The 25,828-nt window shown below is 63.4% G+C and carries 23 protein-coding genes and 1 pseudogene; 3 read left to right on the forward strand and 21 right to left on the reverse strand.

Translation table 11 applies throughout. The features are described 5' to 3' along the window. Nucleotides 1–124 precede the first annotated feature (124 nt). The 12 genes from gspD to WH299_RS23035 all read right to left on the reverse strand — a co-directional run bounded on the left by gspD (nucleotide 125) and on the right by WH299_RS23035 (nucleotide 10,898). Nucleotides 125–2,236 (reverse strand): type II secretion system secretin GspD, encoded by a 2,112-nt coding sequence (gene gspD / locus WH299_RS22980; RefSeq protein WP_323624274.1) that lies wholly within the window; start codon nucleotides 2,234–2,236, stop codon nucleotides 125–127. A 5-nt stretch (nucleotides 2,237–2,241) separates the two neighbouring features. Beyond that, nucleotides 2,242–2,760, reverse strand: a complete 519-nt coding sequence (locus WH299_RS22985; protein WP_123474299.1) for a general secretion pathway protein GspN — start codon at nucleotides 2,758–2,760, stop codon at nucleotides 2,242–2,244. Next, the gene (gene gspM / locus WH299_RS22990) at nucleotides 2,757–3,359 is read right to left on the reverse strand and encodes a type II secretion system protein GspM (protein WP_122726077.1); all 603 of its coding nucleotides are present in this window, start codon (nucleotides 3,357–3,359) and stop codon (nucleotides 2,757–2,759) included. The genes WH299_RS22985 and gspM overlap by 4 nt, the downstream gene beginning before the upstream one ends. Further along, entirely contained in the window at nucleotides 3,334–4,326 is a 993-nt protein-coding gene (locus WH299_RS22995; protein ID WP_126571683.1) for a PilN domain-containing protein, read from the reverse strand. Before WH299_RS22995 ends, gspM begins: the two co-directional genes overlap by 26 nt. After that, nucleotides 4,323–5,024 carry a type II secretion system minor pseudopilin GspK gene (locus tag WH299_RS23000; protein WP_339551382.1) on the reverse strand — a complete coding sequence of 234 codons (702 nt, stop codon included), beginning with the start codon at nucleotides 5,022–5,024 and terminating at the stop codon, nucleotides 4,323–4,325. Before WH299_RS23000 ends, WH299_RS22995 begins: the two co-directional genes overlap by 4 nt. Beyond that, nucleotides 5,021–5,590, reverse strand: a complete 570-nt coding sequence (locus WH299_RS23005; RefSeq protein WP_339551384.1) for a prepilin-type N-terminal cleavage/methylation domain-containing protein — start codon at nucleotides 5,588–5,590, stop codon at nucleotides 5,021–5,023. The genes WH299_RS23000 and WH299_RS23005 overlap by 4 nt, the downstream gene beginning before the upstream one ends. After that, nucleotides 5,587–5,919 (reverse strand): type II secretion system protein, encoded by a 333-nt coding sequence (locus tag WH299_RS23010; RefSeq protein ID WP_122726069.1) that lies wholly within the window; start codon nucleotides 5,917–5,919, stop codon nucleotides 5,587–5,589. Before WH299_RS23010 ends, WH299_RS23005 begins: the two co-directional genes overlap by 4 nt. After that, entirely contained in the window at nucleotides 5,916–6,341 is a 426-nt protein-coding gene (locus tag WH299_RS23015) for a GspH/FimT family pseudopilin (protein WP_122726067.1), read from the reverse strand. The genes WH299_RS23010 and WH299_RS23015 overlap by 4 nt, the downstream gene beginning before the upstream one ends. A gap of 7 nt (nucleotides 6,342–6,348) precedes the next feature. Then, nucleotides 6,349–6,738, reverse strand: coding sequence for a type II secretion system protein GspG (locus tag WH299_RS23020; RefSeq protein WP_016978124.1), 390 nt, complete (start codon nucleotides 6,736–6,738; stop codon nucleotides 6,349–6,351). A 13-nt stretch (nucleotides 6,739–6,751) separates the two neighbouring features. After that, nucleotides 6,752–7,948 (reverse strand): type II secretion system inner membrane protein GspF, encoded by a 1,197-nt coding sequence (gene gspF, locus WH299_RS23025; RefSeq protein ID WP_122726065.1) that lies wholly within the window; start codon nucleotides 7,946–7,948, stop codon nucleotides 6,752–6,754. Further along, entirely contained in the window at nucleotides 7,945–9,606 is a 1,662-nt protein-coding gene (gspE, locus tag WH299_RS23030; RefSeq protein WP_445262719.1) for a type II secretion system ATPase GspE, read from the reverse strand. Before gspE ends, gspF begins: the two co-directional genes overlap by 4 nt. A gap of 251 nt (nucleotides 9,607–9,857) precedes the next feature. Then, a complete protein-coding gene (locus WH299_RS23035; RefSeq protein ID WP_339551389.1) occupies nucleotides 9,858–10,898 on the reverse strand; it encodes a LacI family DNA-binding transcriptional regulator in 1,041 nt (346 codons plus the stop codon). Nucleotides 10,899–11,106: 208 nt separating this feature from the next. Here WH299_RS23035 and WH299_RS23040 point away from each other — a divergent pair, with 208 nt between their 5' ends. The 3 genes from WH299_RS23040 to WH299_RS23050 are packed head-to-tail and all read left to right on the forward strand — an operon-like array spanning nucleotide 11,107 to nucleotide 15,547. Next, nucleotides 11,107–13,296 (forward strand): TonB-dependent receptor, encoded by a 2,190-nt coding sequence (locus tag WH299_RS23040; protein ID WP_339551390.1) that lies wholly within the window; start codon nucleotides 11,107–11,109, stop codon nucleotides 13,294–13,296. A gap of 2 nt (nucleotides 13,297–13,298) precedes the next feature. Further along, a complete protein-coding gene (locus WH299_RS23045) occupies nucleotides 13,299–14,630 on the forward strand; it encodes an LLM class flavin-dependent oxidoreductase (protein ID WP_339551391.1) in 1,332 nt (443 codons plus the stop codon). Then, complete coding sequence (locus WH299_RS23050; RefSeq protein ID WP_028617079.1) at nucleotides 14,627–15,547, forward strand: sulfonate ABC transporter substrate-binding protein; 921 nt, start codon at nucleotides 14,627–14,629, stop codon at nucleotides 15,545–15,547. The genes WH299_RS23045 and WH299_RS23050 overlap by 4 nt, the downstream gene beginning before the upstream one ends. 90 nt (nucleotides 15,548–15,637) lie before the next feature. Here the strand turns inward: WH299_RS23050 and fecE are convergent, their stop codons facing one another. From fecE to WH299_RS23095, 9 genes and pseudogenes are all read right to left on the reverse strand, one after another. Beyond that, complete coding sequence (gene fecE, locus WH299_RS23055; protein WP_339551393.1) at nucleotides 15,638–16,438, reverse strand: Fe(3+) dicitrate ABC transporter ATP-binding protein FecE; 801 nt, start codon at nucleotides 16,436–16,438, stop codon at nucleotides 15,638–15,640. A 4-nt stretch (nucleotides 16,439–16,442) separates the two neighbouring features. After that, nucleotides 16,443–17,411, reverse strand: coding sequence for an iron chelate uptake ABC transporter family permease subunit (locus WH299_RS23060; RefSeq protein WP_123474311.1), 969 nt, complete (start codon nucleotides 17,409–17,411; stop codon nucleotides 16,443–16,445). Beyond that, complete coding sequence (gene fecC, locus WH299_RS23065) at nucleotides 17,408–18,397, reverse strand: iron-dicitrate ABC transporter permease FecC (RefSeq protein ID WP_122726053.1); 990 nt, start codon at nucleotides 18,395–18,397, stop codon at nucleotides 17,408–17,410. The genes WH299_RS23060 and fecC overlap by 4 nt, the downstream gene beginning before the upstream one ends. 2 nt (nucleotides 18,398–18,399) lie before the next feature. Beyond that, nucleotides 18,400–19,314, reverse strand: a complete 915-nt coding sequence (locus WH299_RS23070) for a Fe(3+) dicitrate ABC transporter substrate-binding protein (RefSeq protein WP_445262720.1) — start codon at nucleotides 19,312–19,314, stop codon at nucleotides 18,400–18,402. A 170-nt stretch (nucleotides 19,315–19,484) separates the two neighbouring features. Beyond that, a complete protein-coding gene (locus WH299_RS23075; protein WP_339498000.1) occupies nucleotides 19,485–21,875 on the reverse strand; it encodes a TonB-dependent receptor in 2,391 nt (796 codons plus the stop codon). A gap of 84 nt (nucleotides 21,876–21,959) precedes the next feature. After that, the gene (locus WH299_RS23080; protein ID WP_339551397.1) at nucleotides 21,960–23,570 is read right to left on the reverse strand and encodes a gamma-glutamyltransferase family protein; all 1,611 of its coding nucleotides are present in this window, start codon (nucleotides 23,568–23,570) and stop codon (nucleotides 21,960–21,962) included. A 21-nt stretch (nucleotides 23,571–23,591) separates the two neighbouring features. Continuing rightward, nucleotides 23,592–24,335, reverse strand: a complete 744-nt coding sequence (locus WH299_RS23085) for an amino acid ABC transporter ATP-binding protein (protein ID WP_339551398.1) — start codon at nucleotides 24,333–24,335, stop codon at nucleotides 23,592–23,594. Nucleotides 24,336–24,337: 2 nt separating this feature from the next. Continuing rightward, nucleotides 24,338–24,658, reverse strand: a pseudogene (locus WH299_RS23090) (amino acid ABC transporter permease); the annotation flags it as partial. Between the two features lie 231 nt (nucleotides 24,659–24,889). After that, complete coding sequence (locus WH299_RS23095; protein WP_122726043.1) at nucleotides 24,890–25,321, reverse strand: hypothetical protein; 432 nt, start codon at nucleotides 25,319–25,321, stop codon at nucleotides 24,890–24,892. Nucleotides 25,322–25,828 lie beyond the last annotated feature (507 nt).

The following is a 25,828-nucleotide window of genomic DNA, read 5'->3' on the forward strand; positions in this document are numbered from 1 at the left end:
GAGCCTAGGCGAGGTGCCGAGTGTTGGGGCAAGAGCGCTTTGGTTACTTTCGCGCTTTTCGAAAGTGACCCGCTGTAAGAGCGGAACCATAAGCCGCCGTTACCGCAGCAACGGATATGTACACCTACTGACCAGGCCGCAACAACTGCATCTGCTGCCGATAATCATCCGTCACCTGCCGCGCCTGCCCACTACTGGTAATCACCTTAGGCGTAATCAACACAATCAACTCCGTCCGATCCTTCGACTTGCTAGTACTCCCAAACAACCACCGCAACCCCGGCACCCTACCCAGATAAGGCACAGCACTCACACTCTCCCCGTTGTCCTGCTTGATCAACCCCCCCAGCAACACCGTCTGCCCACTCTGCACCGCCACCTGCGTCGACACCGAACGCGTCGAAATACGCGGATTCACCGGCGTGTCGCTGTTCGCACTCTGACTCTCGGCATCACTGACCTGCTGCTGAATATCCATGTACACCAACCCACCCGGATTGATCCGCGGCACCACATCCAGAATCACCCCCGTCTGCACATACTCGACACTGCTCAACGTGGTATCGGCATCCCCCGTATTCACCGTCGTCTGGTTGATCGGAATGTTGTCCCCCACCTGAATCTGCGCCGGCTGGTTGTTCATCACCACCAGCGACGGCGCCGACAGCACCTGGGTGCGGCCATTGGTTTCCAGCGCATGCAACGCCACCTGCAGATTCGAACTGACAAACGAGTAGAACAACGAATCCGTCGCCCCCAACCCCGCCCCACCACCGCCGAGTGCGCCCTGGCTGCCGGAAGCATTGGCGACGGTGGTGCTGGAGGAATTGCCCGCCAGCCGCCCCAGGTACCACTGCACGCCCAAGTCCAGTTCACCGGTGAGCTTGACCTCTAGGATGCGCGTCTCGATCTGCACTTGCAGCGGCGGGTTATCGAGCCGCTTGATCGCCGCTTCGATCTCTTTCCACTGCGCGGGCCGGGTGCGCACCAGCAGTTGGTTGCTGCTCTTTTGCGCGGTAATGCGGGTGCCGGCTTCGAGCGCGCTGGTGGGCGCGACTTCCTTCTCGTCCGGCTCCGGCGCTTCGCCAGCAGGCGGATTGTTCTGCAAGCCGCCGGTATTGAGTGACGACAGGGTCGTGGTGCGCAGGCCAGGCGCGACCTTCGCCGGTGTGTCGTCCTTGATCGCGCCGGTGCCGTAGATCTGCCGAAGGTACTTGGCCAGGTCGGCGGCCTTCATGTTGCGCACGTCGTAGACGTACATCTGCGGCTCGTTGCCGCCGCCCTCGTCGATGGTGCGGATCCAGTCGCCCACTTCGCTGAGGTACTGCGGCTGGGAAGAAATCGCCACCACCGAGTTGGTCCGTTCAATCGGCAAAAAGCGCAGCATCCCGGCCAGGGGCATGCCGCTGTCAGGGCCGAACAGGCTTTGCAGTTGCGGCATCAATTCGGCCACGGAAGCCCGTTGCAGGCCGAACACACCCACCGACATGCCCTTGAGCCAGTCCACGTCAAACGTGTCGATGGTGTCCTGGTAATTGGCCAGCTCATCCGGGGTGCCGGCCAGGCTCAGCACGTTGCGGGCTGGATCGACCAGTAAAAATGCATTCTCACGCGCGAACGGCTTGAGCAATTTCTGCATCTCGGTGGCGGAGATATAGCGCAGTGGGAACAACCGCGCCGAGAGGCCGCTGGACGGTTGCGCCACGCTCATCTGCGGCACCAGCTTGCCCGCCACCGCCTGGCTGGCGGGCAGGATCACGTAGCGATCACCCTGTTTGATCATGGCGTTGTCGGTCCAGGACAGCAGGGTTTCGAGGATCGACAGCGCCTGTTGTTTGTCCACCGGCTTGGAAGTGGAAAAGCTCACATTGCCCTTCACGCCTTGGGCGATGCTGTAGTTTTCATGCAGCAGGTCGCCCATCACGCTGTTGATCACGGCTTCGATGGGCTGGTCAGCGAAGTTGAAGACGATATCGCCGCCCTCCTCTTTCGCCACCGGCTGTGCTGCCGGCCCGCGCACGAACTGCTGGTTGCCACGGATCAGTTGGCGCTGCGTTGGTGTTTTAACCGCAGGCGGTGGACTTTCCGGCGCGGCTTGTTCGGTCGGCAAGCGTTGCGAGCCGGTGCCTTGCATCGCTTCGTGCAGCAGATCGTCGTCCGCATCCAGGCGGTCGGGGAAGGTTCCACAGCCGCTCAGGACAAAAGCGGTCGCCAGGCAAAACGTTGAGGTGCGCATGTCGATCAAGGGAGGGGCTCGCGGGGCAAAGTGATGGGGGGCCGGTTGGACGGCGGCGGCAGGCGTTTGGCGTAGAGGCTCAAGGTTTGCGTGCGGCCATCCAGGCTGAATCGGGCGTATTGCGGGCTGAGGTGGTCCAGGCGCCAGCCGTTGGGCAGGGCCTGACCGAGGCGAACGGTCAGGGCGCGGCCGTCGCTTTGTTTAAGCATGGCCATTTGCAGGTTGCCGGTGATCATGATGCCGCTGAGGGTCAGGTTGGCCAGGCTGGTGACCTGGGCTTTGCCCACGACGCGATCCGGACTGCGGTCGGGGCTGAACAGCGGTGCTTGCCAAGTGGCGGCCAGGTTTTCCAGCGGGACACTCGGCGCGACCTGTACCTGGGCGGTGGGATGGGCGCGCGCGGGCGCTTCAGGCAGCCATTGCGGTTCATCACCGATGCTGCTGAGGATCACCGCCATCAACAGGCCCAGCAAACCCGACAAGCCGAGCAGGCCCCACTCCACGGGGCGTAATCTGCTGATCATGGCGTCACCCGCGCCGGTTGCAGGTAACCGCGCACCAGCAGGTGCACCACCAGCTTGCCCGCACCGCCACTGGCCGGCGCCTGTTGGCTGCGGCGGATGCGCAGTTCATCCACAAACAGGAACGGCGGCTGGTACTCCAGTTCATGCAGCAGCGCTTCCAGCGGTTCGATGGCGCAATCGAGGGTCAGGCTGACCTTGACCTGGCGATACGGCTCGCCGTCGTCCTGCTCCGGCGTGATGGGCTTGCGCTGGGTCAGGCTGCAACCGCCGCCGAGGTTGGTGTGGCTGTTGATCAGGTCGGCAAGGCGCTGCATCAGGTCGGCGGCCACCACGTCGGGGTCATCCCCCGGCAACAGGCTGGTGCTGCTGGCCGGGTCCTGGCGGGCTTGCTCAAGCTGTTGGCGCAGCGCATCACGTTGACGCAACACGCCGGCATAGCGCTGCTGTTGCTCGCGCAACTGTTCGGCCTGTTCGCCCATGTCGCGCAGGGGGCCGGCGAACCAGCTGTCGATCAGCAGCCAGTAGGCCGTGCCGAGGACCAACGCCAACACCAGCAAGGCAGCGCCACGGCGTTCACGGGGTGTGAGGGGTCGGCGCATCGGCGGCCTCCTGGCGTAGGTGGGCACGCAAGGCAAACTGGTCCTTGCCGGTACGGGCATCGGGTTGGATTACCCCTTCGAACTGGGCGTTTTCGAGGCTGCGGCAGCCTTTGATGCGGGTAATCAGTGCGCTGGCCTTGGCGCTTTGACCTGAGAGGGAAATCTCGCCGTCCTTCACGTCCAACTGATCCAGCCAGGTGTCGGCGGGCAGGCAAGTGGTCAGGTCGTTGAGTAGCGCGGCCAGGGGCGGTTGCGCCAGTTTGCGCCGGGTAAGGTACTGCGCCGCGCCCCGGGTATTGAGCAGTTGCTGGCGCAGGGCATGCACCTCGGCGACCTCGGCTTTCTGTTGCTGCACACTGGCGTGCATGGCGTCGATGACGCGTTGGCGGTCGTTGAGCCACAGCAGCATCGCTGCGATCAGCAAGGCCCCGCACAACCACGGCAGGCTGCGTTGCAAACCCATGCCCGGCGGGCGTTGGCGCGGGCGCAGCGGCGGGGGCAGCAGGTCGATGCCGAGGTTGGCCGCATCCACGCGATGGGGATGCAGGCCTAGGGCGGTGCAGTCGCTGAGAATCTGGTCCAAGCGTTCGCGCAGGATCGCCACCAGCGTGACCTCAAGGTGGGTGGACGTGCGCCGTTCCTGGCGCGCGACGAAGTAGAGTTGGTCGGCCTCGAACGGGGTGTAGCGGTCCAGTTCATAACCGACCACGGCGCTCAGATTGCGCCCGGCGGCCAAAGGCAGTTGCACGCGCTGCAGCAGCACGGCATCCGCGCCAAGCATCAGCACCTGGCGCGCACTGTCCGACGTGGCTGGCGCCGCTAACGGCCAGTGGTGGATCTGCTCCGGCGGTTCTGGCCGTGCCAACCAACTCGGCACACAGGCGCGCAGCTCCGCGAGCCACAAGCGCCAACCCTGTTGCAACAGGCTGCCGCGCCAATGTCGGGCGATGGGTTCCAGTCGATTCATTCTTGCCAACGCAGCACCCGGTAGGGTTGTGCGCTGTCCTCCGATGGGCTCAATAAAACGGTGACTTGCAGCCGCGCCTGATAACCGCCAGGGCGCTCGGCGCGGCTGTCGACGACCAGCACCTCGCCCGGATCGGCACCTTCGGCGTTCTGGCGCGGCAGGTTCAGCGCCTTGCGCATCAGCGGGCTGGCGAAGGCGGGATCGGGGCGATCCAGGTCGCTCCACAGGGTGATCTCGGGCAGCAATTGGCTGTAGAGGGGTTGGGTCATGCCGGGCAGTTGGCGCACTTCTTCCAGCACCCGGAACGGCGCCAGGCCCTTTTGGCGGCGCGCTTCAAGGGCCTTCGACAGTTGCGTCGCCTGGGCCGGGGTGGCGCCGCAGGCCAGGGCCAGGCGCGTGAAATCCTGTGCCTCGGCGTTGATCAGGTAAAGCTTGCCGCGCTCGCTGCGCAGGCTGACGTGCAACTGGGCGTCATCAAACACCAAAGGAATCTCGCGGCCATCGGCCACCCAGCGCCGGTCAGCCATGACCAGGGCGATACCGGCTTCGGCGGCCAGCACGGTTTGTGTGTGCTGGCGCAGCCACAGGGCCTGTCGGCTTTCCAACTGCACCCAGCCGGCCAGGCCGCCGAGCAACACGCTGAGCAAGGCAAGCACCCACAGCACCAACAGCAGGGCCGCACCGCGTTGGCGCCTCACTCTTCCACGCTCCCGCTGGACAGGTTCAAGCGCAAAGCAATCACCTGGGTGACCAAGGTCACCGGGCCGTCGACGCTGGCGGCGATGCGCACGGCCGCAGGCAGGCGTTTGGGCCATGGCCATTCACTGACCCAGCCGGTGGGTTGACCCAGCGGTGACACGCCGCGATAGCTGAACTGCAACCCTTCGATGTTTCTCAGCAGCACCTGCGGTTCACGCTGAGAAAAGCCGACCTGCAAATCCTGTTCGACCCGTTGCAGGCTGAACCGGTGGATCCCACCACCGAGCACACCGGGCAAGGTCGAGACAAACTCCAGCCGCTGCGCCGTGCCAACAAAAAAACCATCGCCCTCGCCCACCGCCAGCGGCAACGCCTCGCTGATCGCCGTGCGTAAAAACTGTTGAGCGGCGCGCACTTCATCCAGGCTCACGGTATACGCCTGGGCCTTGGACACGGCACGATTGGCACCCAGCAATGCGCCCCCAACCAGCACCAGCAAAACGCCCAACAAACTGAGCACTACGAGGATTTCCAGCAAGGTAAAGCCCTGCTCGCGGCGCTTCACAGGCGCGCCTTCAAGGTGCTGAAACGAGCCTGGTGCGGGCCTTCGCTGAGCGTCAGGTCGAGGCGAAACACATGCGTCTGTTGCCGGGTGCTGATCAGTTGCCAGTGAATACCGTCGAGCTCGCCTTGGCTGACGCCGTTACTCAATCGTCCCGCTGCCTCCTGATCGAAAATCGTCAGCGCCGCATGAGTAAGCCGATCACTGTGGGCCACCTGGGACAACGAGCGCGCGCTCTGGCCGAACGCAACCAGCAGCACCGTGCTGCACACAGCCATCAGCGTCAGCGCGGCGAGCATTTCCAGCAGCGTGAACCCGGCCTGGTGCTTCATGGCAGCGCCTTGGATTGCACGCTGCCGGTGAGCCAGCCGATATCGATGCGCCAACGCCGGGTGCCATTCGCCAATAGAAGATTGCCGCCCGTGGAGCTACCGTCGGGATAGAACTCGACGGCGGGGCCCACCTGCTCGGCGGTGTGCAGTGTCACTTGCAGCTCGGACGGCCACCGTTGCAGCGCACGTCCCGGCGCCTGGAACGTACGGTCTTGCATATCGAATGAAGTCCGTGCCGCCTGCCCGCTGACTATCGCCCCCGCCCGCGTGGTGCGCAGCGCTTCCACCACCTGCCCCACCGCGCGGCGCTCTTTTGCCGCCTGCAGGCCCTGGCGCACGCCCAGCCCCAGCAAGCTGGTGGCGAGGCTGATCAACAGGATCACCACCAGCATCTCCAGCAGGGTAAAGCCGCGCTGGACCATGGCCGCGTTACTCCCAATTGCCCAGGTCGGCGCTATAACCTTCGCCGCCCGGCTGGCCATCCTGACCGTAAAAGATCAGGTCGAAGGCGCCGTGCTCGCCGGGAAAACGATAGCCGAAGGCATGCCCGAACGGGTCCTTGAGGTCAGACGGTTTGGCATAACCGCCGGGCCTGTCCACCAACTGTTGCAGGCTGGTGGGCGGCGCGCCGACGTCGAGCGCGTAGCTGTCGATCTTCATGCTCAGGCTGGCCAGCTGCGCCTTGCCCGCACCGTACTTGCCCTTGTCCACATTGCCGCCGACCTGGCGCACGACAATGGTGGCAACAATACCCAGCAACACGATCACCGCGAGCATTTCCAACAGGGTGAAACCGCTTTGGCGGCGTGGTTTTCTCATGGGTCAAGCTCCTTCATATATTGCTGGTCAGGCTCATCAGCGGCAGCATGATCGCCAACATGATCACCGCCACCAGCACCGCCATGACCACAGTCAGGGACGGCACCAGTGCGGCAAGCAGGCGGTCGATGCCGCGCTTGGCTTCGACGTCGAAGATGTCAGCGACCTTGAGCAACATGCTGTCGAGTTCGCCGGCCTGTTCACCGACTTCAATCATTTGCAGCGCCAGCTCGGGCAACAGCGGCTGGCTGCCGAACGCGCTGGCGAGAGTACCGCCGCCTTTTACCGATTCCGTCGCATGGCCCACTTGAGCCTGCAACGCGCGGTTGGTGCAGACGTGCCGCGCAATCACCAAGGCTTGCAGCAACGCCACGCCATTGTTGAGCAGCGTGCCGAGGGTGCGCGTCAGGCGTGCCGCTTCGACCCGTTGCAACAACGGGCCGATCACGCGAATGCCGAGCAGGCGTCGATCGTATTGTTCTCGAAATGCCGGATTGCGCAGGCGTACGGCCCAGCAGCCACCGCTGACGATCAGCCCGGCCAACACCACCAGGCCATAGCTGCCCAGGAACTCACCCAAGGCCAGAATCACCTCGGTAATCAACGGAATCGGCACGCCCAGGTCCTGGAAGATCGGCACGAACTGCGGCACCACATACGCCAGCAACAACGCCAGGGAACCCAGCACGCCCACCACCAGAAAGGCCGGATAGATCAGCGCATTGATCACCTCGCCGCGCAGCCGCTCGCTGCGTTCCAGGTAATCGCTGAGCTGACGCAGGGTACTTTCCAGCGCGCCACCGGCCTCACCGGCACGCACCATGCTCAGGTACAACGGTGAGAAGCTGTCGCCCTCGTGTTCCAACGCGGCGGACAGTGGTTTGCCGGCCTTGACGTGATCGCGGATGCGCTCGATCAGCGCGCGCACCTGAGCGGGGCCGGGTTGCTTGAGCAACAGGGTCAACGAGCGTTCCAGAGGCTGGCCGGCCCCCAACAGCGTCGCCAACTGCTGGGTAAAACTCACCAACGCCGTGCCCTTCAACTGCCCACGTGGGTTGCGCAGCAGGGGTCTGCCGGCTGCTTCAATCTGCAACAGCAACAGGCCGCGCTTGTGCAAGGCGGCGACGGCGGCAACTTGATCCGTGGCTTCCAGCGTACCGTTCTGCGGCACGCCCTGGTTGTCCAAGGCGCGGAACTTGAACAGGCTCACGCGCTGTCCCCACGGGTGACGCGCAGCACTTCTTCCAACGAGGTAATACCGGCCAAGGCCTGGCGCAGCCCTTCTTCATACAGGGTGCGCAAACCGGCGCGGCGTGCGGCCTGTTCCAGCGTGGCGGCATCGGCGTGACGCATCAGCAGGCTGCGCAGCTCATCGTTCATCACCAGCAGCTCAGTGAGCGCACTGCGACCGTGATAGTCCCCGCGATAGAGCAGGATCGGACGCTGCTCGGTCAGGCGATTCAGGCCATGTTCTGCGATCAGTTCCGGCGGCGCTTCAAAGGCCGCGCGGCTGGCCGGGTCCAAGCGCCGCACCAGGCGCTGGGCGAGAATGCCGCTGACGGTCGAGGCGATCAGGTAGCTTTCCACGCCCATGTCCAGCAGCCGCGTGATACTTGCCGCGGCGCTGTTGGTGTGCAGGGTGGAAAGGACGAGGTGCCCGGTCAGCGACGATTGAATGGCGATGCGGCAGGTTTCCAGGTCGCGGATCTCGCCGATCATGATCACGTCCGGGTCCTGGCGCACGATGGAACGCAGTGCCCCGGCGAAGTCCAGGCCGATGGCGGGCTTGACCTGGATCTGGTTGATGCCTTCGAGCTGGTACTCCACCGGGTCTTCCACGGTGATGATCTTGCGCTCGGCGGTGTTGAGCCGCGACAGCGCCGTGTAGAGCGTGGTGGTCTTGCCGGAACCGGTGGGCCCGGTGACCAGCAGGATGCCGTGGGGCCGCTCCAACAGGTCGAGGAAGCTGGCCAGGCGCTGGCCGTCGAAGCCCAGGCTCGGGAAGTCGAACTGCACAGTTTGCCGGTCCAGCAGGCGCAGCACCACCGACTCGCCGAAACTGGTGGGCACCGTGGACACCCGCAGGTCGAGCTCCTTGCCCTGGATGCGCAGCATGATGCGCCCGTCCTGGGGTAGCCGACGTTCGGCGATGTCCAGCCGCGCCATGATCTTCACCCGCGAGATCACCGCCGCCGACGAACTGACCGGCGGCGCTTCAGCGTCGTGCAGTACGCCGTCGATGCGATAGCGCACCTTGAGGTGGTTTTCGAAGGGTTCGATATGGATATCCGAGGCGCGCTGCTCCACGGCGCGTTGCAGGATCAAGTTCACCAGCCGGATCACCGGCGCTTCGGAGGCCATGTCCTTGAGGTGTTCGATATCTTCCTGGGCGCCGCCCTGCTCATCAAGGTTCTCGATCAGGGTGCCCATGGCCGAGCGGCCCTGGCCGTAGTAGCGCTCGATCAACGTGTCGACTTCATTGCGCGGGCCGATGGCCAGCCACACCGGCACCTGGCACGCATAGGCCAGGGCCTCGAACGGATAACGTTGCGCAGGGTTGGCCGCCAGTACCCGCAGGCCGTTCTGGTGCCAGCCCATGGGCACCACTTGGTAGTGACGCATGAAGCGTTCGGTCAGCGCAGGCAAAGGATCGAGCAGCGGCGGCGCGGCGTCGGCCAGCAACAGCGGCGCGTCGAGCAACGCGGCCCAGGCACGGGCCAATTCAACTTCGGAGACCAGGCCCAGGCGTGTCAGCAGACTCAGCAGATCGTCTGTGGACAGGCGTCGGGCGCGCTCCAGGTCCACCGTTTTCAGCCCGGCATGCTGCATCAGCCACGCACACACCTGCTCGGTGTGCGGGATCTGCATCTGGCAGGCATCGATAGGCGCTGACGACATAATGTTCAGGTATCTAGTGTTGCGAGAAAGTATGGCTATTTGAAACTACGGAAACATGCCATTAGTTAGCCATAACCCAGGGAAAGTAAGCCGGGGTTATCGACTGGAAGTTATAGACCTAGTTCCTGAAACAGGGGAATAAAATAAACATAATTGCCAAGACCCTTGCGCCAGAGCCTTAGCAGCTAATAGCCATCATCCCACTAGTTGCAATTAGCCACTCAGGCGCTTTCACGCACAATCAAACGGCATTCCAATAAATTCAAACGCGTTACTTCATCTTCTACAGGCAGCACACCCAAACTTTCAAGGACGCGCGTAGCGGCCAACACACCTATTTCCAATGCGGGCGGTTTGATCGTACTCAGGCTCGGCAACAGCATTTCGGCGAACGGGTAATCGCCGAAACCGAGCACCGCGCACTTCTCGGGGATCTTCAGCCCGGCCCGCTGCCCAGCCAGCAGACCACCGGCCGCCAGGTTGTCATTGGCGAAAAATATAGCATCCGGCGGCGTTGCGTGACTCATCAGCGCTTCCATCGCCTGTTTGCCGGCGTCGAAAGGCGCGCGATCCGCGTCGGGAGCGAAGACCCAGGTCTGCACACCCAACGCGATCAAGGTCGCGGCGAAGCCCTCACCCCGCTCCATGGCGCTGAAGTCCCCGGCTGCGCTGTTCTGCACGAAAGCAATGCGCCGATAACCCTGCCCATGCAGATAGCGCGCAGCGGTGACGCCCACTTCGTAGTGGGAAAACCCGATCTGCAAGGGCGCGCGCTCGGGCACGTAGTCCCAGGTTTCTACCACCGGAATATCCGCGTCGGCGATCATCTTTTCAGTCGCCGCGCTGTGGAAGCGGCTGGTCAGTACCAGCGCCGCCGGCGACCAGCCAAGGAACGCACGCACCGCGCTCTCTTCCTGCTCGGCGCTGAAGTAACTCGACGCCAACAACAGTTGATAGCCATGCCGGCTGAGGGTGTCGCTGAAGCCCTGGATGGTATTGGCAAAGATCGGCCCCGAGATGTTCGGGATCACCATCGCCACGATGCGCCCACGCGCCGACGCCAGCCCGCCGGCCACCAGGTTGGGCACGTAACCCAACTCGGCCACCACCTCGGCGATGCGCTCGCGGCGTTCGGGTGACACCTGTTCCGGCTGGTTGAAGTAACGCGACACGGTAATCGCCGACACCCCGGCCTGGCGGGCCACGGTATTCAAGGTGACACGCCCGGCGCCACGGCGTTTGCGCGGTTTGTCTTCGCTCAAGGGATAATCCTGTTAAAAACCAAAAAGAATATAGGACTAATTTTTCAGTATTTGACGTTCTAAACATGACCTACCAATAATGCCGATGTTAGCGCTAACAAAGCGCGTTGTCTGCTACTCGCTCGAGCGAATGCCAAAGACATTTCACAGGCGCTGACGGTCGCAAGAACCGCAGCGGTTCAGAGCAATCTTTTCGAGCGGGCACAGCATGCAAACCTTCCAACGCAGCACTTTTCTGATACTGGCCGGGTTGACCGCCCTGCCCGCCCCCGGTGCCTTTGCGGCCGATGCGCAGGAGCCGACACTCAAATCCGTGACCGTCACCGCCACGCGCCGCGAAGAATCGCTGCAAAAAGTCCCGGTGGCCGTCTCGGTCCTCGATGGCGAACAGCTGGAGCGCGACAACCGCAACGGCGTGGCGAGCATCGCCCAGCAGGTGCCGTCGCTGAACTTCCGCACCGGCGCCTCCAACAAGGACACCTCGCTGTTCGTGCGCGGCGTGGGCACCATTTCCACCTCCCCCGGCGTCGAGCCGACGGTGGCCACGGTGATCGACGGCGTGGTCTACGCCCGCCCCGGCCAGGCCACCCTTGACCTGCTCGACCTGGAACGCATCGAGGTGCTGCGCGGCCCCCAAGGCACGCTGTTCGGCAAGAACGCCTCGGCCGGTGTGCTGAACATCACCAGCAAGGCGCCCACCGCCGAGACTCATGGCTATATCGACCAGTCGTACTACAGCGGCAACGAAAGCCGTACCCGGTTCGGCATCGGCGGCAGCCTGGTGCCGGATGTGCTCAAGGGTTCGATCAGTACGCTGTTCGGCAGCTACGACGGTAATGTCGACAACCAGCACAATGGCCAGGAGGTCAACGGCTACAACCACAAGGGCATTCGCGGCAAGTTGGAATTCACCCCCAACGACGACCTGACACTGACACTGATCGCCGACTACATGCAGTCCCACGACGACGCGCCGAACGGCGTGGTCAGCAAGTCCCTGTCCCCGGCGTTCGCCAACGCGCTGAGCCCGGTGCGGGCCTCCAGCGACAACCGCGACATCAACACCGATACCCGCAGCCATGTGGAAGACACCAACAAGGGCCTGTCCGCCCAGTTGGACTGGAACCTCGGCGACTACACCCTGACGTCGATCACCGCCTGGCGCGGTTGGGACAACACCCAATACCAGGACGGCGACCGCCTTGGCACGGTGACCGCCGCGTTTCCCGGTACCGCCGACAAAGGCCAGCTTGAGTTCAACCAATACTCCCAGGAACTGCGCCTGGCCTCACCTAAAGGTGAGTTCCTGGAATATGTCGGCGGCCTGTTCTACATGCACGGCAAGGATGAAGAAACCTATCAACGCACCCTCACCACCACCACGCGTACCGACCGCGGCATCGCCGACTACAGCACCACCAACGACAGCTACGCGGTGTTCGGCGAGACCACGCTGAACTTCACCTCGCGGTTTCGTGGCATCGCCGGCCTGCGCTACACCCACGATGACCTGAAATACGATCACCGCCGCGCCTCCACTTCGGCCACCACGGTCAGTGGGATTCAGCCGGCCACGTCCAGTTCCGGTTCCGTGGACGAAGACGGTTGGTCCGGTCGCCTGGGCGTGCAGTACGACATCAGCGACAGCGTCACCAGCTACCTGACCTATTCGCGCGGCTACAAAGGCCCGGCCTACAACGTCTTCTTCAATATGCAGCCGCGTGACACCGACGCGCTCAAGCCGGAAACCTCCAACACCTGGGAAGCCGGGATCAAGGCCACCGCCTGGAACAACCGCCTGACCACCAACCTGGCGGTGTTCCACAGCGATTACGACAACTACCAGGCCAACTTTTTCGACACCGTCGCCGGGCAAGTGGTGACGCGCCTGATCAACGCCGGCAGCGTCAGCACCGAAGGCGTCGAGCTGGATTACGCCTTGCAGGCCACCCAGCAACTCAAGCTGTCCGGGGCGCTGGCCTACACCCGCGCGCGCATCGACGAATTCGCCTGCCCGGCCGGTGCCGCCGCGACCTGCAACGTGAATGGCAAGCCGCTGCCTTTCAGCCCGGACTGGAAAAGCTACGTGCGCGCCGACTACACCATCCCGCTGGATAATGGCCTGGACATCGAACTGGGCACCGACTACAGCTGGCAGAGCGAAGTGCAGTACGACATCAGCCAGAACCTTGACACCAAACAAGGTGCCTACGGCATCTGGAACGCCAGCGTGGCCCTGGCCGACTACAGCAATGGCTGGCGCGTCGCATTCCTGGCGAAGAACCTCGCCGACAAATCCTACTCACCGCTGCTGGCCAGCGGCGGCAACTACATCTACCGCGCCGTGCCCCGTGACGACGAACGTTACTTCGGCGTGCAACTGCGCAAGGATTTCTAAGCATGAGCCGTCAACTGAAACTCGGCGCCTTCCTCATGGCCACCGGGCACCACGTCGCCGCCTGGCGCCACCCGGACGTGCCGGCAAATGCCGGGCTGGATTTTGCCCAGTACAAGCACCTGGCGCGGGTGGCTGAAGCGGCCAAGTTCGATGCGCTGTTCGTGGCCGATAGCATTGCGGCAGCCACGGGTGAAATCGCCAGCCATATGGCGCGTTCGGATCACTTCGAACCGCTGACTTTGCTTTCGGCGTTGAGTGCGGTGACGGACCACATCGGCCTGATCGCCACGGCGACCACCACCTATAACGAGCCCTACCACGTGGCGCGCAAATTCGCCTCGCTGGATCACCTGTCCGGAGGCCGTGCAGGCTGGAACCTGGTCACCTCGGACGCCGCTGCCGAAGCGCAGAATTTCGGCCGCGATGAACACCTCGGCCACGCCGAGCGCTACAGCCGCGCCAGGGAGTTTCATCACGTCGTGACCGGGTTGTGGGACAGCTGGGAGGACGATGCCTTCGTGCGGGACAAGGCCAGCGGCAACTACTACGACCCGGCGAAACGGCATGTGCTGGACCATGTCGGTGAACATTTCCGCGTCAAGGGCCCGCTGAACGTGGCGCGCTCGCCGCAGGGCCACCCGGTGATCGTGCAGGCGGGATCATCGGAAACCGGCCGTGAACTGGCGGCGCAAACGGCAGAAGTGGTGTTTACCGCGCAAACGTCGCTGGAAAATGCGCAGGCGTTTTATGCGGATCTCAAAGGGCGGCTTGAGCCATACGGGCGTGAGCCGGACTCGCTGAAAATCATGCCGGGCGTGTTTGTGGTGGTCGGGCAAACCGAGGCCGAAGCCCAGGCTAAGTTCGAAGCGTTCCAGGACCTGGTCGAGCCCGAAGTGGGCGTCGCCCTGTTGGGCCGCATGCTGGGTAATTTCGACTTGTCCGGCTATCCATTGGACGGGCCGTTGCCGCAATTGCCGTTGACCGACAGCGGGCAGCGCAGCCGTCAACAATTGCTGAGTGACCTGGCCCACCGCGAACAACTGACCCTCGGCCAGTTGGGCCGACGGATCGCGGGTGGTCGCGGGCATTACAGCCTGATCGGCACGCCCGCGCAGATCGCCGATGAGCTGCAACGCTGGTTCGAAAACGGCGCCGCCGATGGCTTCAACATCCTGGTGCCGCACCTGCCGGGCGGGCTGGAGGATTTCGCCCAAGGGGTCGTGCCGGAGCTGCAACGGCGCGGCCTGTTTCGCACTGAATACACTGGCACTACCTTGCGTGAAAACCTCGGGTTGGCGCGCCCCGAAAACCGCTTCAAAAAGGACGATGCATGAAGATTCCGGCGCTGTTACTGGCCCTGCTGGCCGTCACTCAAACCGCACTGGCGGCCGACCCCGCGACCCTGCGCATCGGCTACCAGAAAGGCTCCATCGCCCTGGTGCTCGCCAAGGAACATAGCCTGCTGGAAAAACGCTTCCCGCACACCGAAGTGAAGTGGATCGAATTCCCCGCCGGCCCGCAGATGCTTGAAGCACTGAACGTAGGCGCACTGGACGTGGGCTCGACCGGCGACATCCCGCCGCTGTTCGCCCAGGCGGCGGGCGCGGACCTGGTCTACATCGGCGCCGAACCGCCCAAGCCCAGCGCCGAAACCATCCTGGTGCGCAACGACAGCCCGCTGCATTCAGTGGCGGACCTGAAGGGCAAGAAAGTCGCCTTCCAGAAGGGTTCCAGTTCCCACAACCTGATCCTGCGCGCCCTGAACAAGGCCGGGCTGAGCTACAAGGATATCCAACCGGTGTACCTGCCACCTGCCGACGCGCGCGCGGCGTTCGAACAAGGCAGCGTGGATGCCTGGGCCATCTGGGAGCCCTATTCATCCTTGGCATTGAGCCAAAGCCCCAGCCATGTGCTGGCCAATGGCGAAGGCCTGGGTTTGTCGGGGCCGGTGTATACCGCGCGGCGCGACTATGCGAAGGCCAATGGCGTGTTTGTACATGACCTGCTAGATGAGCTCAGCGCTGCCGAAGCGCTCACCCGCAGCCAGCGTGAAGACAGTTTGAACGTGCTGACGAGGTTTATGGGACTGCCGGCTGAGGTGATCGCGCGGTACATGGATAACCGCCCGCCTTCGCCGATCCTGCCGATTGACGACACGATCATCGCAGCGCAGCAGGCGACAGCGGATCTGTTCTATCAGAACCACCTGTTGCCCAAGGCTATCGACGTGCGCGAAGCCGCTCCCCTGTAGGAGCCGGCTTGCCGGCGAAAAACCCACAGGCAGCGCGTCCATTCCTGTTTCCCGCGCTATCGTAGGCGACCTTCGCCGGCAGGCCGGCTCCTACAAGGGTTGATCTGTGCCTCGCGTGCTCTTTTCCACGAGGCACATGGGTGTACCGGCGACCGGCTCCTGCATCACTTGCACCTGCACATCGAACACCTGGCGCATCAACTCGGCACTGATCACCGCCCCCGGCGCACCATCAGCCACCAACTTGCCGCCGTGCATCACCACCAAATGGTCGGCGTAGCGGCAGGCCTGGTTGATGTCGTGCAACACCGTGATCACGGTCTTGCCTTCAGCGGCCAATTCGCCCATCAAGTCCATGAGTTCGACTTGATGGCTGATGTCGAGGTAGGTGGTGGGTTCATCCAGCAACACCACCGGCGCATTCTGCGCCAACACCATCGCCAGCCAAGCACGTTGGCGCTGGCCGCCGGACAGATCGGCCAATGCGCGGTCAGCCAACACGTCCAGTTCCAGGCGCTGCATGGCTTGGGTCACGTGGGATTGATCACTGCCGCTCAAGCGTCCCCACAGCGAGTTATGCGGGCTGCGGCCATAGGCGACCAACTGGCGCACGCTGACACCTTCCGGCACCGGCAGCACCTGCGGCAAGAACGCGATCTGCCGCGCCAACTCGCGGGCGGACAGGCTGGCGTAGGCCTGGCCATCCAGGGTCAACTGGCCCTGGGTTGGCTTGAGGATGCGCGCGAAGGCCTTGAGCAAGGTCGACTTGCCGCAGCCATTGGGACCGATCAAGGCGGTGACCTTCCCGGTCGGCGGAGCAAAGGACAGGCCTTGCACGATGCGCGTGGTGCCGTAGCCAATGTCGAGCTGCCGTGCGTGAAGAATACTCATGTGATCAGCCCTTGAACCGTGCCAGCAACCAAAGAAAATACGGCGCGCCAATCACCGCCGTGAGCACCCCGGCGGGGATTTCGCTGGGCGCGATCAACGTGCGCCCCAACGTGTCGGCCAGCACCAGCAGCAACGCACCGATCAGCATCGCCGCCGGCAGCAGGTACTGGTGATGCCCGCCCACCAACCGTCGCGCCATATGCGGCGCGACCAGGCCGATAAAACCGATCGGCCCGATCACCCCCACGCCCAGGCTGGTCAGCAGCACCGCGCAGGCCATCGCCAGCCAGCGTGTGCGACTGAGTGGCGTGCCAAGGCTATGGGCGGCTTCATCGCCGAGGGCGATCAGGTTCAGCGGCTTAGCCAGGCACAGCCCCACCGGGATCAACACCAGGAACGGCAACACCAGCGCCACATGGTGCCAATTGCGGCTCCATAGGCTGCCGGTAAGGGCGAGCAAGGCGGTGTTGATATCCAGCGGATGGGACAGGATCAGAAACTCGGTGACACTGGACAAAGTCACCGCAATCGCCACCCCGGAGAGGGCAAAACGCACCCCGGAAAAACTCACCCCGGTGTTGTACAGCGCCAGCAACAACGCGCCGCCGGCCCCGCCCAGACAAGCCACCAGCGGCAGCCACACAATCGGCAAATGCGGCCAACTGATGATCGCCACGGTCAGTGCCAGCCCGGCGCCTTGGGTCACGCCGAGGATTTCCGGTGAGGCCAGCGGGTTGCGGATCACGCCCTGCACAATCGCCCCGGCCAGGCCGAAGGCTGCACCTGCGAGAATCGCGATCAGGCTGCGGGGCAGGCGGTGGTTCCAGACTTCGAAGTCGAGGGCGTCGTGGGCCAGCAGGCGGTCCAGCACGGTGTCTGGGGTGAGCCACACAGTGCCGGCGCTGAGGCTGATCGACGTCGCCAGCAGCAACAGGCCGAGCAGCAGCCATAAGCGCAAGGGAGGCCGGGTCATAGGGCGCGCCTGGCAAGAAAAAGGAAGAACGGCGCGCCAATCAGCGCGGTGACCACACCCGCCGGGGTCTCCACCGGAAACGCCACAGCGCGGCTGAGCAAGTCGGCGCCCAGCACGATCACCGCACCCAACGCGGCGCTCAGCGGGATCAGCCAGCGGTAGTCATTACCGAGGAACTGGCGAAGGATATTCGGCGCGATCAACCCGACAAACCCGATCGGCCCCACCGCGCAGACGCTCGCCCCCACCAGCAACAGGCTGGCGATGAATACCTGCAAACGCAGGCTGGCAATGCCCACGCCCAGGGAGCGTGCGGCGTCTTCGCCGAGGTTGATCAGGTTCAAACGCGGCGCGCACCACAGCGCCCACAGGCCGCCGATCAAGGTGCACGGCCACAGCAGTTGCACCTGGGCAGCGCCGACATTGGCCAGGGAACCGGCCAACCAGTTGAGCACGCTTTGCGCCTGGGCCTCGACCAGGATCACGGTGAGCCGGGTCAATGCCGCGCACAACGCGGCCACGGCCACACCGGCCAATACCAGGCGTCCCTGGGCGGTGGTCGGCGACCAGGCGCCGCCGAGGCTGAACACCGTGATCCAGGCCAGCGCGCCACCCAGGCAGGTCATCAACAAGGCACCGCCGGCAAACGGCGGCGCGACCAATCCAGTGGAAAACAACGCCAGCCCCAACGCCGCACCCGCCGTCACACCAAACAAGGACGGCGAGGCCAGGCGGTTGCGGGTAATGCCCTGCATCAACGCACCGGCCAGGCCCAGGCAAGCGCCGACCAACGCGGCACACAGCGCCCGTGGCACGCGCAACTGGGCGACGATGTAGGCCATATTGCCGCCCACGCTGCCTTGGTGAACCAGGCCATTCCACGCATCAGCCGCCGTGATCGTGAAAGGTGACCAGCTGTACAGCGACAGCCAGAACAACCCGGCACCCAGCAGCACAATGCCGGCCGCCGCGAAACTTCGCCCCATGCTTATTGGCTCAGTACGGCTTTACCGCCCTTGAGAATCGCCAGCGCATCCTCGGCGATCTGCTCCGACGCCAGCACGCCGCGGTTGCGCGCCCAGCTGTCGCCGTCCACTTCCGCAACCTGTTTATTACGCACCGCGCCCAGCACTTGCCACAGCGGCTGCTTGCTCCAGTTGTCGACGATACTGGGGCGACGGTAATGGCCGACCAGCAACCAACCGGGGTCGAGGGCGAGCAGTTGCTCCAGGCTGACAAACTCGGTGGGCGCCGCATTGGCGCGTACCGAGGGGACTTTCAGGCCAATGGCTTCGAGCACGCTGCCGGCGTAGGAGTCCGGGCCGTGCACGGAGAAACTGTCTTCACGGGCGACGCCAAACAACACGCTGGCGCCTACCGGGATCTGTTGCGCGATGGCCTTGAGGTTCTCGCGGTTCTTCTGGATCCGCGCTTCCATCGGCGCGCTCTTGCCCAGCGCTTTGCCGATCAGCTCGGCGGATTTCAGGCTGCCCTGGTAATCCTCGCCGCGTGACGGCAGCAACAGGGTCGGCGCGATGCTCGCCAGGTCGCTGTACAAGGCCTGATGACGGTTGAGGTCGGCGACGATCAGGTCGGGCTTGAGCCGGGCGATTTCCTCGATGCTCGGCTGCGAGCGCAGGCCCACGGACGTCCACTGGCCGATGGCCTGGCGCACACGGGGCAACACGCGATTGGCGTCGCCATCATCGGCAGCGCCGACGGGCGTTACCTCGACGGCGGCCAGGCTGTCGAGAAAGGAGAATTCCAGCACCACCACACGCTTGGGCGCATCGGGCAGATGCACCGCGTGCTGGCCGTCGTTGAGGTCGATGGGGGCGGCGCTCAGCAGGCTTGAAGACAACGCCAGGACGCAGGCGGCAAGGGTGGGGATGGAGCGCAGCATTCGCATGACAAGGACCTCGGCGTTAAAACACCCCAGGTAGACAGGCCGGGGAAAACGGCGGGTACTATTCCATATCGGGGCGGCGTGATCAAAAAACATTCTCATTAACGCCGGAAATCCAGTGTGGAAGCTGGGTTGCCTGCTCCCACATTTTGATCGGCGTACAGCCGTTAGAAGTCGACGGTGGCCGACAGCAGGTAGGTACGCGGCGTCGACAAGGTCAGCCCCGGCTCGCTATCGTCCGACGCACCCGCCGAACTCCAGTAGCGCTTATCGGCGACGTTCTCCACATTCGCCCGCAAGGTGATGTGTTTATCGTCCACCTTGAACCCGTAGCGCGCTCCCACGTCGAGGCGGTTCCAGGCGTCGATTTCCTTAACGTTGGACTGGTCCAGGTACTGCGAGCTGGAATAGATGCCACGGCTGGTCAGGGTCAGGCCTTCGAGGCCCGGCACATCCCATTCAGCGCCCAGGTTGACGTTGTACTTGGGCGTGGCCGGGGCGCGGTTGCCGTCCCAGGTGCCGTTGGTGGTGTCTTTCAGCTCACTGTCGATGTACATCACCCCGCCAAGCAGGCGGAAGCCCTTGAGCGGTTCGCCGAACACGCTCAGTTCTACGCCTGAGTTCTCGCGCTTGCCGTTAGGCCCGAATACACGCGTGGTGGCGTTGGTTTCATAGGCTGGCTGCTTGATGCGGAACACCGCGGCGGTCACGGCGAACGCGCCAGCGTCGTATTTGGCGCCCACTTCCACCTGGCGACTGATGAACGGCGGGAAGATCTGGTCTTCGTTGATCGAGGTGGACGGCGCGATCTTGCCCTGGCTCAGGCCTTCCATGTAGTTGGCGTACAGCGACAGTTTGTCGGTGGCCTTGAACAGGATGCCGCCCGACGGCGAGACTTTTTCTTCGTCGTAGGCCGTGTCGCCTTTGACACCATCGCTCCAGTCATCGACCTTCACGCGCTGCCAGCGTGCACCGAGGGTGAGCAGCAGACGGTCGTCGAAAAAGCCCAAGGTGTCGGACAAGGCGACGCCGGTAAATTTGTTTTCGGTATAGACCTTGGGATCAAACCGCGTCGGCCGTGAAGGCGTCGGGGTTTGCACGGGATTGTAGAGGTTGCTCGAGGGTGACGTATAACGTGCGCCGCCGTTGGTGAAGTCCATGTCGAAGTAGCTGGCGGCCAGGTTGACCTCATGGCTTACCGGCCCGGTGTGGAACCAGTTGCGTACGCCAGCGGTGTAGGTGCGCACGTTTTCATCGCGTGTGAAGTCGCGAGGCGACACTGCGAAATCACCGGCCGCATTGCTGACGGATACCGCGTGACGCAGGAAATCGTGGTTGCTTTTACGCGCGCCCACGCCGCCGTAGAGCATCACGTTGTCGCTGAGGTCGTACTCGGCATTGACCGTGCCGAACGTGTCGTTGGTGCGGGCCTTGCTCCAGGATTGCGCATAGTTGCGGCGCACGTCATTGGCGCTGGGCACCGGCGCTGCGGCCGCCACCTGTACGCGCTCTTGCGGTGCATCGGTGTCGCGCTCGGTGTGGCCGATGTCGGTGGAAAGGCGCAGGCGTTCGCCACGGAAATCCAGACCCAGCACGGCCATTTCGCGGTCGACGCTCTGGTGATCCCACTCGGTGTCACCGGACTGCTTCACGCCGTTGAAGCGGATGCCGAACTGGTTGTCTTCGCCAAAGCGCCGGCCAATGTCCACCGCGCCGCCGGCCTGGCTGTCGGACGCCCAATTGCCGGTAAACGAGTTGATGTCCTTGTCAGTGGCGCGCTTGGGCACCACGTTGATCCCGCCGCCCACGCTGCCACGCGGCGAGATGCCATTGATCAACTGGCTCGGGCCCTTGAGGATGTCGACGCGGTCGGCCATTTCCATGTCGATGGTGTAGGTCGGCAGCACGCCATACAGGCCGTTGTAGGCCACGTCACTGTTGAACAGGCTGAAGCCGCGAATGGTGAATTGCTCGTAGCGCCCACCCGCCGGGTTGGTGGCGCGCACCGAGGGGTCGGCGGCGATCAGGTCGCCGAGGGTGCGGGCCTGTTGGTTCTTTACCGCGTCAGCGGTGTAGGTGGTGATGCTGAACGGGGTTTCCATGAAGTCCCGCGTGCCGAGCATGCCCTGGGCCGTGCGGCGCGCTACCTGGCCGCCGGCGTAGGTGTCGCCGTCATACAGGCCGGTGGTGCCGAGGATCGAAGTCGGGGCCAACTCAAGGCTGCTGCCGTCCGGCGCCGGTATCAACATGTAGGCCTGCGCGCCCATCGACTGCAGTTGCAAGCCAGAGCCTTGCAGCAAGCGCGCAAAGCCCTCCTCTACCCCATATTCGCCGGACAAACCGCTGCTACTGCGCCCGCTGACCAGCGCCGGGTCCACCGACAGGTTGACGCCCGCCAACCCGGCGAAGCGGGTGAGCGCCGCACTCAGGCTGCCGGCGGGCACTTGGTAGCTGCGGCGGGTGGCGGTGTCTTCGGCGTAGCTGACGGCGGCGAAGAACGGACTGGCGCTGAGGCTCAGCAGCAGGCTCAGTTTCAGCAAGGGGCGGACGACGGGCATTGGCGGAAGCTCTCAATAGTGTTCACTTGCCTGGAATGACAGGCGAGATGAAAAAAAGGGACAGGCTCCGCCAATTTTTTTTGCTTACCACACTGCGATCGTTGAATCCGCCCTCGGCTCGGTGCCGCCGCACAATACACCACTGACCGGGTCGCGCAGGATGATCTGCCCGCGCCCGTAGTCAGTGAGGTCGCTGGCGATCTGCACCTGATGTCCGCGCCGTGCCAAGGCGTTGGCCAAGTCGCGGGACGCGCCCTGTTCGATGCCGACCTTCATGTCACCCAGCCATTGCCAGCGTGGCGCATCCAGCGCCGCTTGCGGGTTGAGGCCGAAATCCACCAGATTCATCACCATCTGCACGTGACCCTGGGGCTGCATGTAGCCGCCCATCACGCCGAACGGGCCGAGGGCCTGGCCGCCCTTGGTGAGAAAGCCGGGGATGATGGTGTGGAAGGTTTTCTTGCCCGGTGCCAGGCAGTTGGCGTGCGTCGGGTCAAGGCTGAACTCCTGCCCACGGTTTTGCAGGGCGATGCCGCTGTCGGGCAGCACCACGCCGGAGCCGAAACCGTGGTAGTTGCTCTGGATAAACGAAACCATATTGCCTTCGGCGTCGGCCGTGGCCAGGTACACCGTGCCGCTGGCGTGAGGGTCGCCGGGTTTGGGCGCCTGGGCCTGCTCGCCGATTTGTCCACGGCGACGGCGGCTGTAGTCATCGCTGAGCAGGTCAGCGACGGCTACGCGCATGTGCAGCGGGTCGGTGATGTAGTGCAGGCCGTCGCTGTAGGCGAGTTTCATCGCCTCCAATTGGCGGTGCCAGGTCTGCTGGCTGTCGCGGTGATCGAAGCTGAAGCCTTCGAGGATTTTCAGCGCCATCAACGCCACCAAACCCTGGCCGCTGGGTGGGATTTCCCACACGTCCACGCCCCGGTAGCTGACGTGGATCGGCTCCACCCACTCGGCGCGGTAATCCTTGAGATCACTGGCGCGCAGATAGCCGCCGCTGGCCTTGGAATGCGCGTCCAAACGTTCGGCCAGGGCACCGCGATACAGGCTTTCGCAACGGGTGTTCGCCAGTTCTTCGAGGGTACGAGCCTGGGCCGGGTTGCGAAACATCTCCCCGGCCCGTGGCGCGCGGCCGTCTATCAGGAAGGTGTCGAACCAAGCATCCAGCGCAACGTCGCGATGGGGCGTGAACTCTTCCAGGGTGAGCTGCCATTGATGGGCAACCACTGGCGACAGCGGGAAACCGTCGCGCGCCAGGCGGATGGCCGGTTGCAGCAACTGGGCAAACGGCAATTTGCCGAAACGCTGGGACAGCTCGGCCCAAGCCGACGGGCAACCCGGCACCGTGACCGGCGTCCAGCCATACAGCGGCATTTGGTCATGCCCGGCGGCCTTGACCGCCTCGACACTCAAGGCAGCCGGCGCATGGCCGTTACCATTCAAACCGTGCAACTGGCCCTTGCACCAGACCAGGGCAAACGCATCGCCGCCGAGGCCGCAGCCGGTGGGTTCCACCACCGTCAAAGCGGCCGCTGTGGCAATGGCAGCGTCGATGGCGTTACCGCCCTTCTGCATGACCTCGATACCGGCCTGGGCGGCCAGGGGCTGTGACGCCGCGACCATGCCACGCTGGGCAAACACGCTCTGGCGCTGCGAGGGATAAGGGTACTCATGAGCAGAAAATTCAAACATGGCAGAGGCTCCTCCAAAAGGTCATAACACGCGGCTGAAAATCTGCTCCGGCGGCCCTTGTTCGATGAGTTCGCCCTGGTCGAGCACCACCACGCGGTCGGCCACTTCACGGGCGAAGCCCATTTCGTGGGTGACCACCACCATGGTCATGCCCTCCTCGGCCAGCGCCTTCATCACCTGCAGCACTTCGCCGACGGTTTCCGGGTCGAGGGCACTGGTGGGTTCGTCGAACAGCATGGCCTGGGGTTTCATCGCCAGGGCACGGGCGATGGCCTCCCGCTGCTGCTGGCCGCCAGAGAGCATCGATGGGTAGTGGTTGGCTTTGTCCGCCAGACCGACCCGCGCCAGTAATCCACGGGCCTGTTCCAAGGCTTCGGCGCGTGGCGTGCCGAGTACCTGGATCGGCGCTTCGATGATGTTTTCCAGCGCGGTCATATGCGGGAACAGGTTGAAGCGCTGGAACACCATGCCGATGTCGCGGTGCTGGCGGGCAATGTTGCGCTCCGAGTCGCGCACCAGGCTGCCGTCGCCGCGCTCGCGATAGCCCATGGCGCGGCCGTTGACGCGGATGCGCCCGCCCTGGATGTCTTCCAGCAGGTTGATGCAGCGGATAAAGGTGGTCTTGCCCGAACCCGAGGCGCCGATCAGCACCACCACTTCACCGCGCCGTACTTGCAGGGAAATCCCCTTGAGGATCTGCAGCGTACCGAACGACTTGTGGATATCCAGCGCTTCGATGATCAGTTCTTCACTGTGGTGCGCCATGGTTATCGTCCCCTCAGCAGTTTCAAGGTGCTACGCCCGAACATGCGGCTGGACGCCGGTGGCGGCGCGGAAGGCCGGTCGGACTGGCCGAAACGCGCCTCCAGCCAGCGCTGGAAGAAGCCCCAGAGCATGGTGAGCATCAGGAAGTAGATCGCCACCACCAGGTACAGCTCGAACACGCGGAACGTGGCCGAGGTGACCATCTGCGTGCTGAGCAGTAATTCCTGCAAGCCGATTCCGCTGACCAGGGTGGTGTTCTTGAGCATCACGTTGAACTCGTTGCCCAGCGGCGGCACGATCACGCGGAACGCCTGTCCGATAAGGTTATGGGTGATGACAACAGGGTTTACAACCTGTCTGACACCTCGAGAACTCTGGACAGTATTGTTCCTCATGCCACCCTGGCGATGTTGAGGGCATGCTCGCATAAGGCTGCGAAAGCCAGAAACGGCACCCACTATTGACGTAGTGGGGCCCCATGTTGATAGCTCTACAAATGGCAGATACAAAGAAGCCCGGCGCTGGGCCGGGCTTCAATGTAACAACGTCAGGGGCTAACGATGCTTGTTCTTGTGTTTATGCTTGTTGTTGCTTTTGTGCTTCTTACCATCTGATCGATGACTGCTCTCATCATCTGCCAGGTTATTCCCCAGCGCTCCGCCTGCTGCACCCCCTACACCGGCGCCGATAGTCGACCCAGTTGTGCCTCCGAGGCGATTACCAATGAGCGAGCCGCCGGCTGAGCCAATACCGCCACCTAGCGCAGCTTCAGCTCTGTTGCCTCGTTGAGCGCCGACAGCACTGCCGGCGGCACCACCAACGCCTGCGCCTACCGCTGCGCCCGTTGAGCCACCGAGCTGTTGCCCTACGATGTTGCCAAGTGCACCACCAACGCCGCCTCCAAGAGCGGCTGTGCCATCTCCGGCGGCCATCGCTCCTTGCGAAATGAAGGCGCCCAAAACCAGGGCGGGTAGTGTCATTTTCATTGTGTGAACCTCTGTGGGTTGTCAGGCGCTCACGGTTTAAAACACGCCTGGAATTTGGAGGAGAACAAAAGGCCGAAGTTCTATACCGACTATGCCCAGGGGCGAATGGTTGTAACAAGGTATTCCGTGATAGTGCGAGGGAGACGCTTAACACCAAAGGCCCTGCCAAACTCGCTATCAAGAAGCATTCTTGTCAGTGCTAAATATCCCGCGCGCTTACAACGAGGCGGCATCACGAAATGGTCGAAAACTCTGCAGGGGTAAATGTGGTTTTTTTTCGGGCATGAAAAAGCCCAACCTTTTCGGGTTGGGCTAAGTCATTGAAATATATGGTCGGGACGGAGTGATTCGAACACTCGACCCCTAGCACCCCATCTCCTTTTTCATACTTCTTGAAAGACTCCAAAATTTTACTTTGGATTTTTCTAAGCTAGTATTTACTTGAGCTTCAGCGGTGTTCTGCTCCACGAGAGTCCAGTCACGTCCATCAAGAGCCGACGGTTTTGT

It is taken from the genome of Pseudomonas sp. MYb541 (genome assembly GCF_037479595.1).
GTDB lineage: Bacteria > Pseudomonadota > Gammaproteobacteria > Pseudomonadales > Pseudomonadaceae > Aquipseudomonas > Aquipseudomonas canadensis.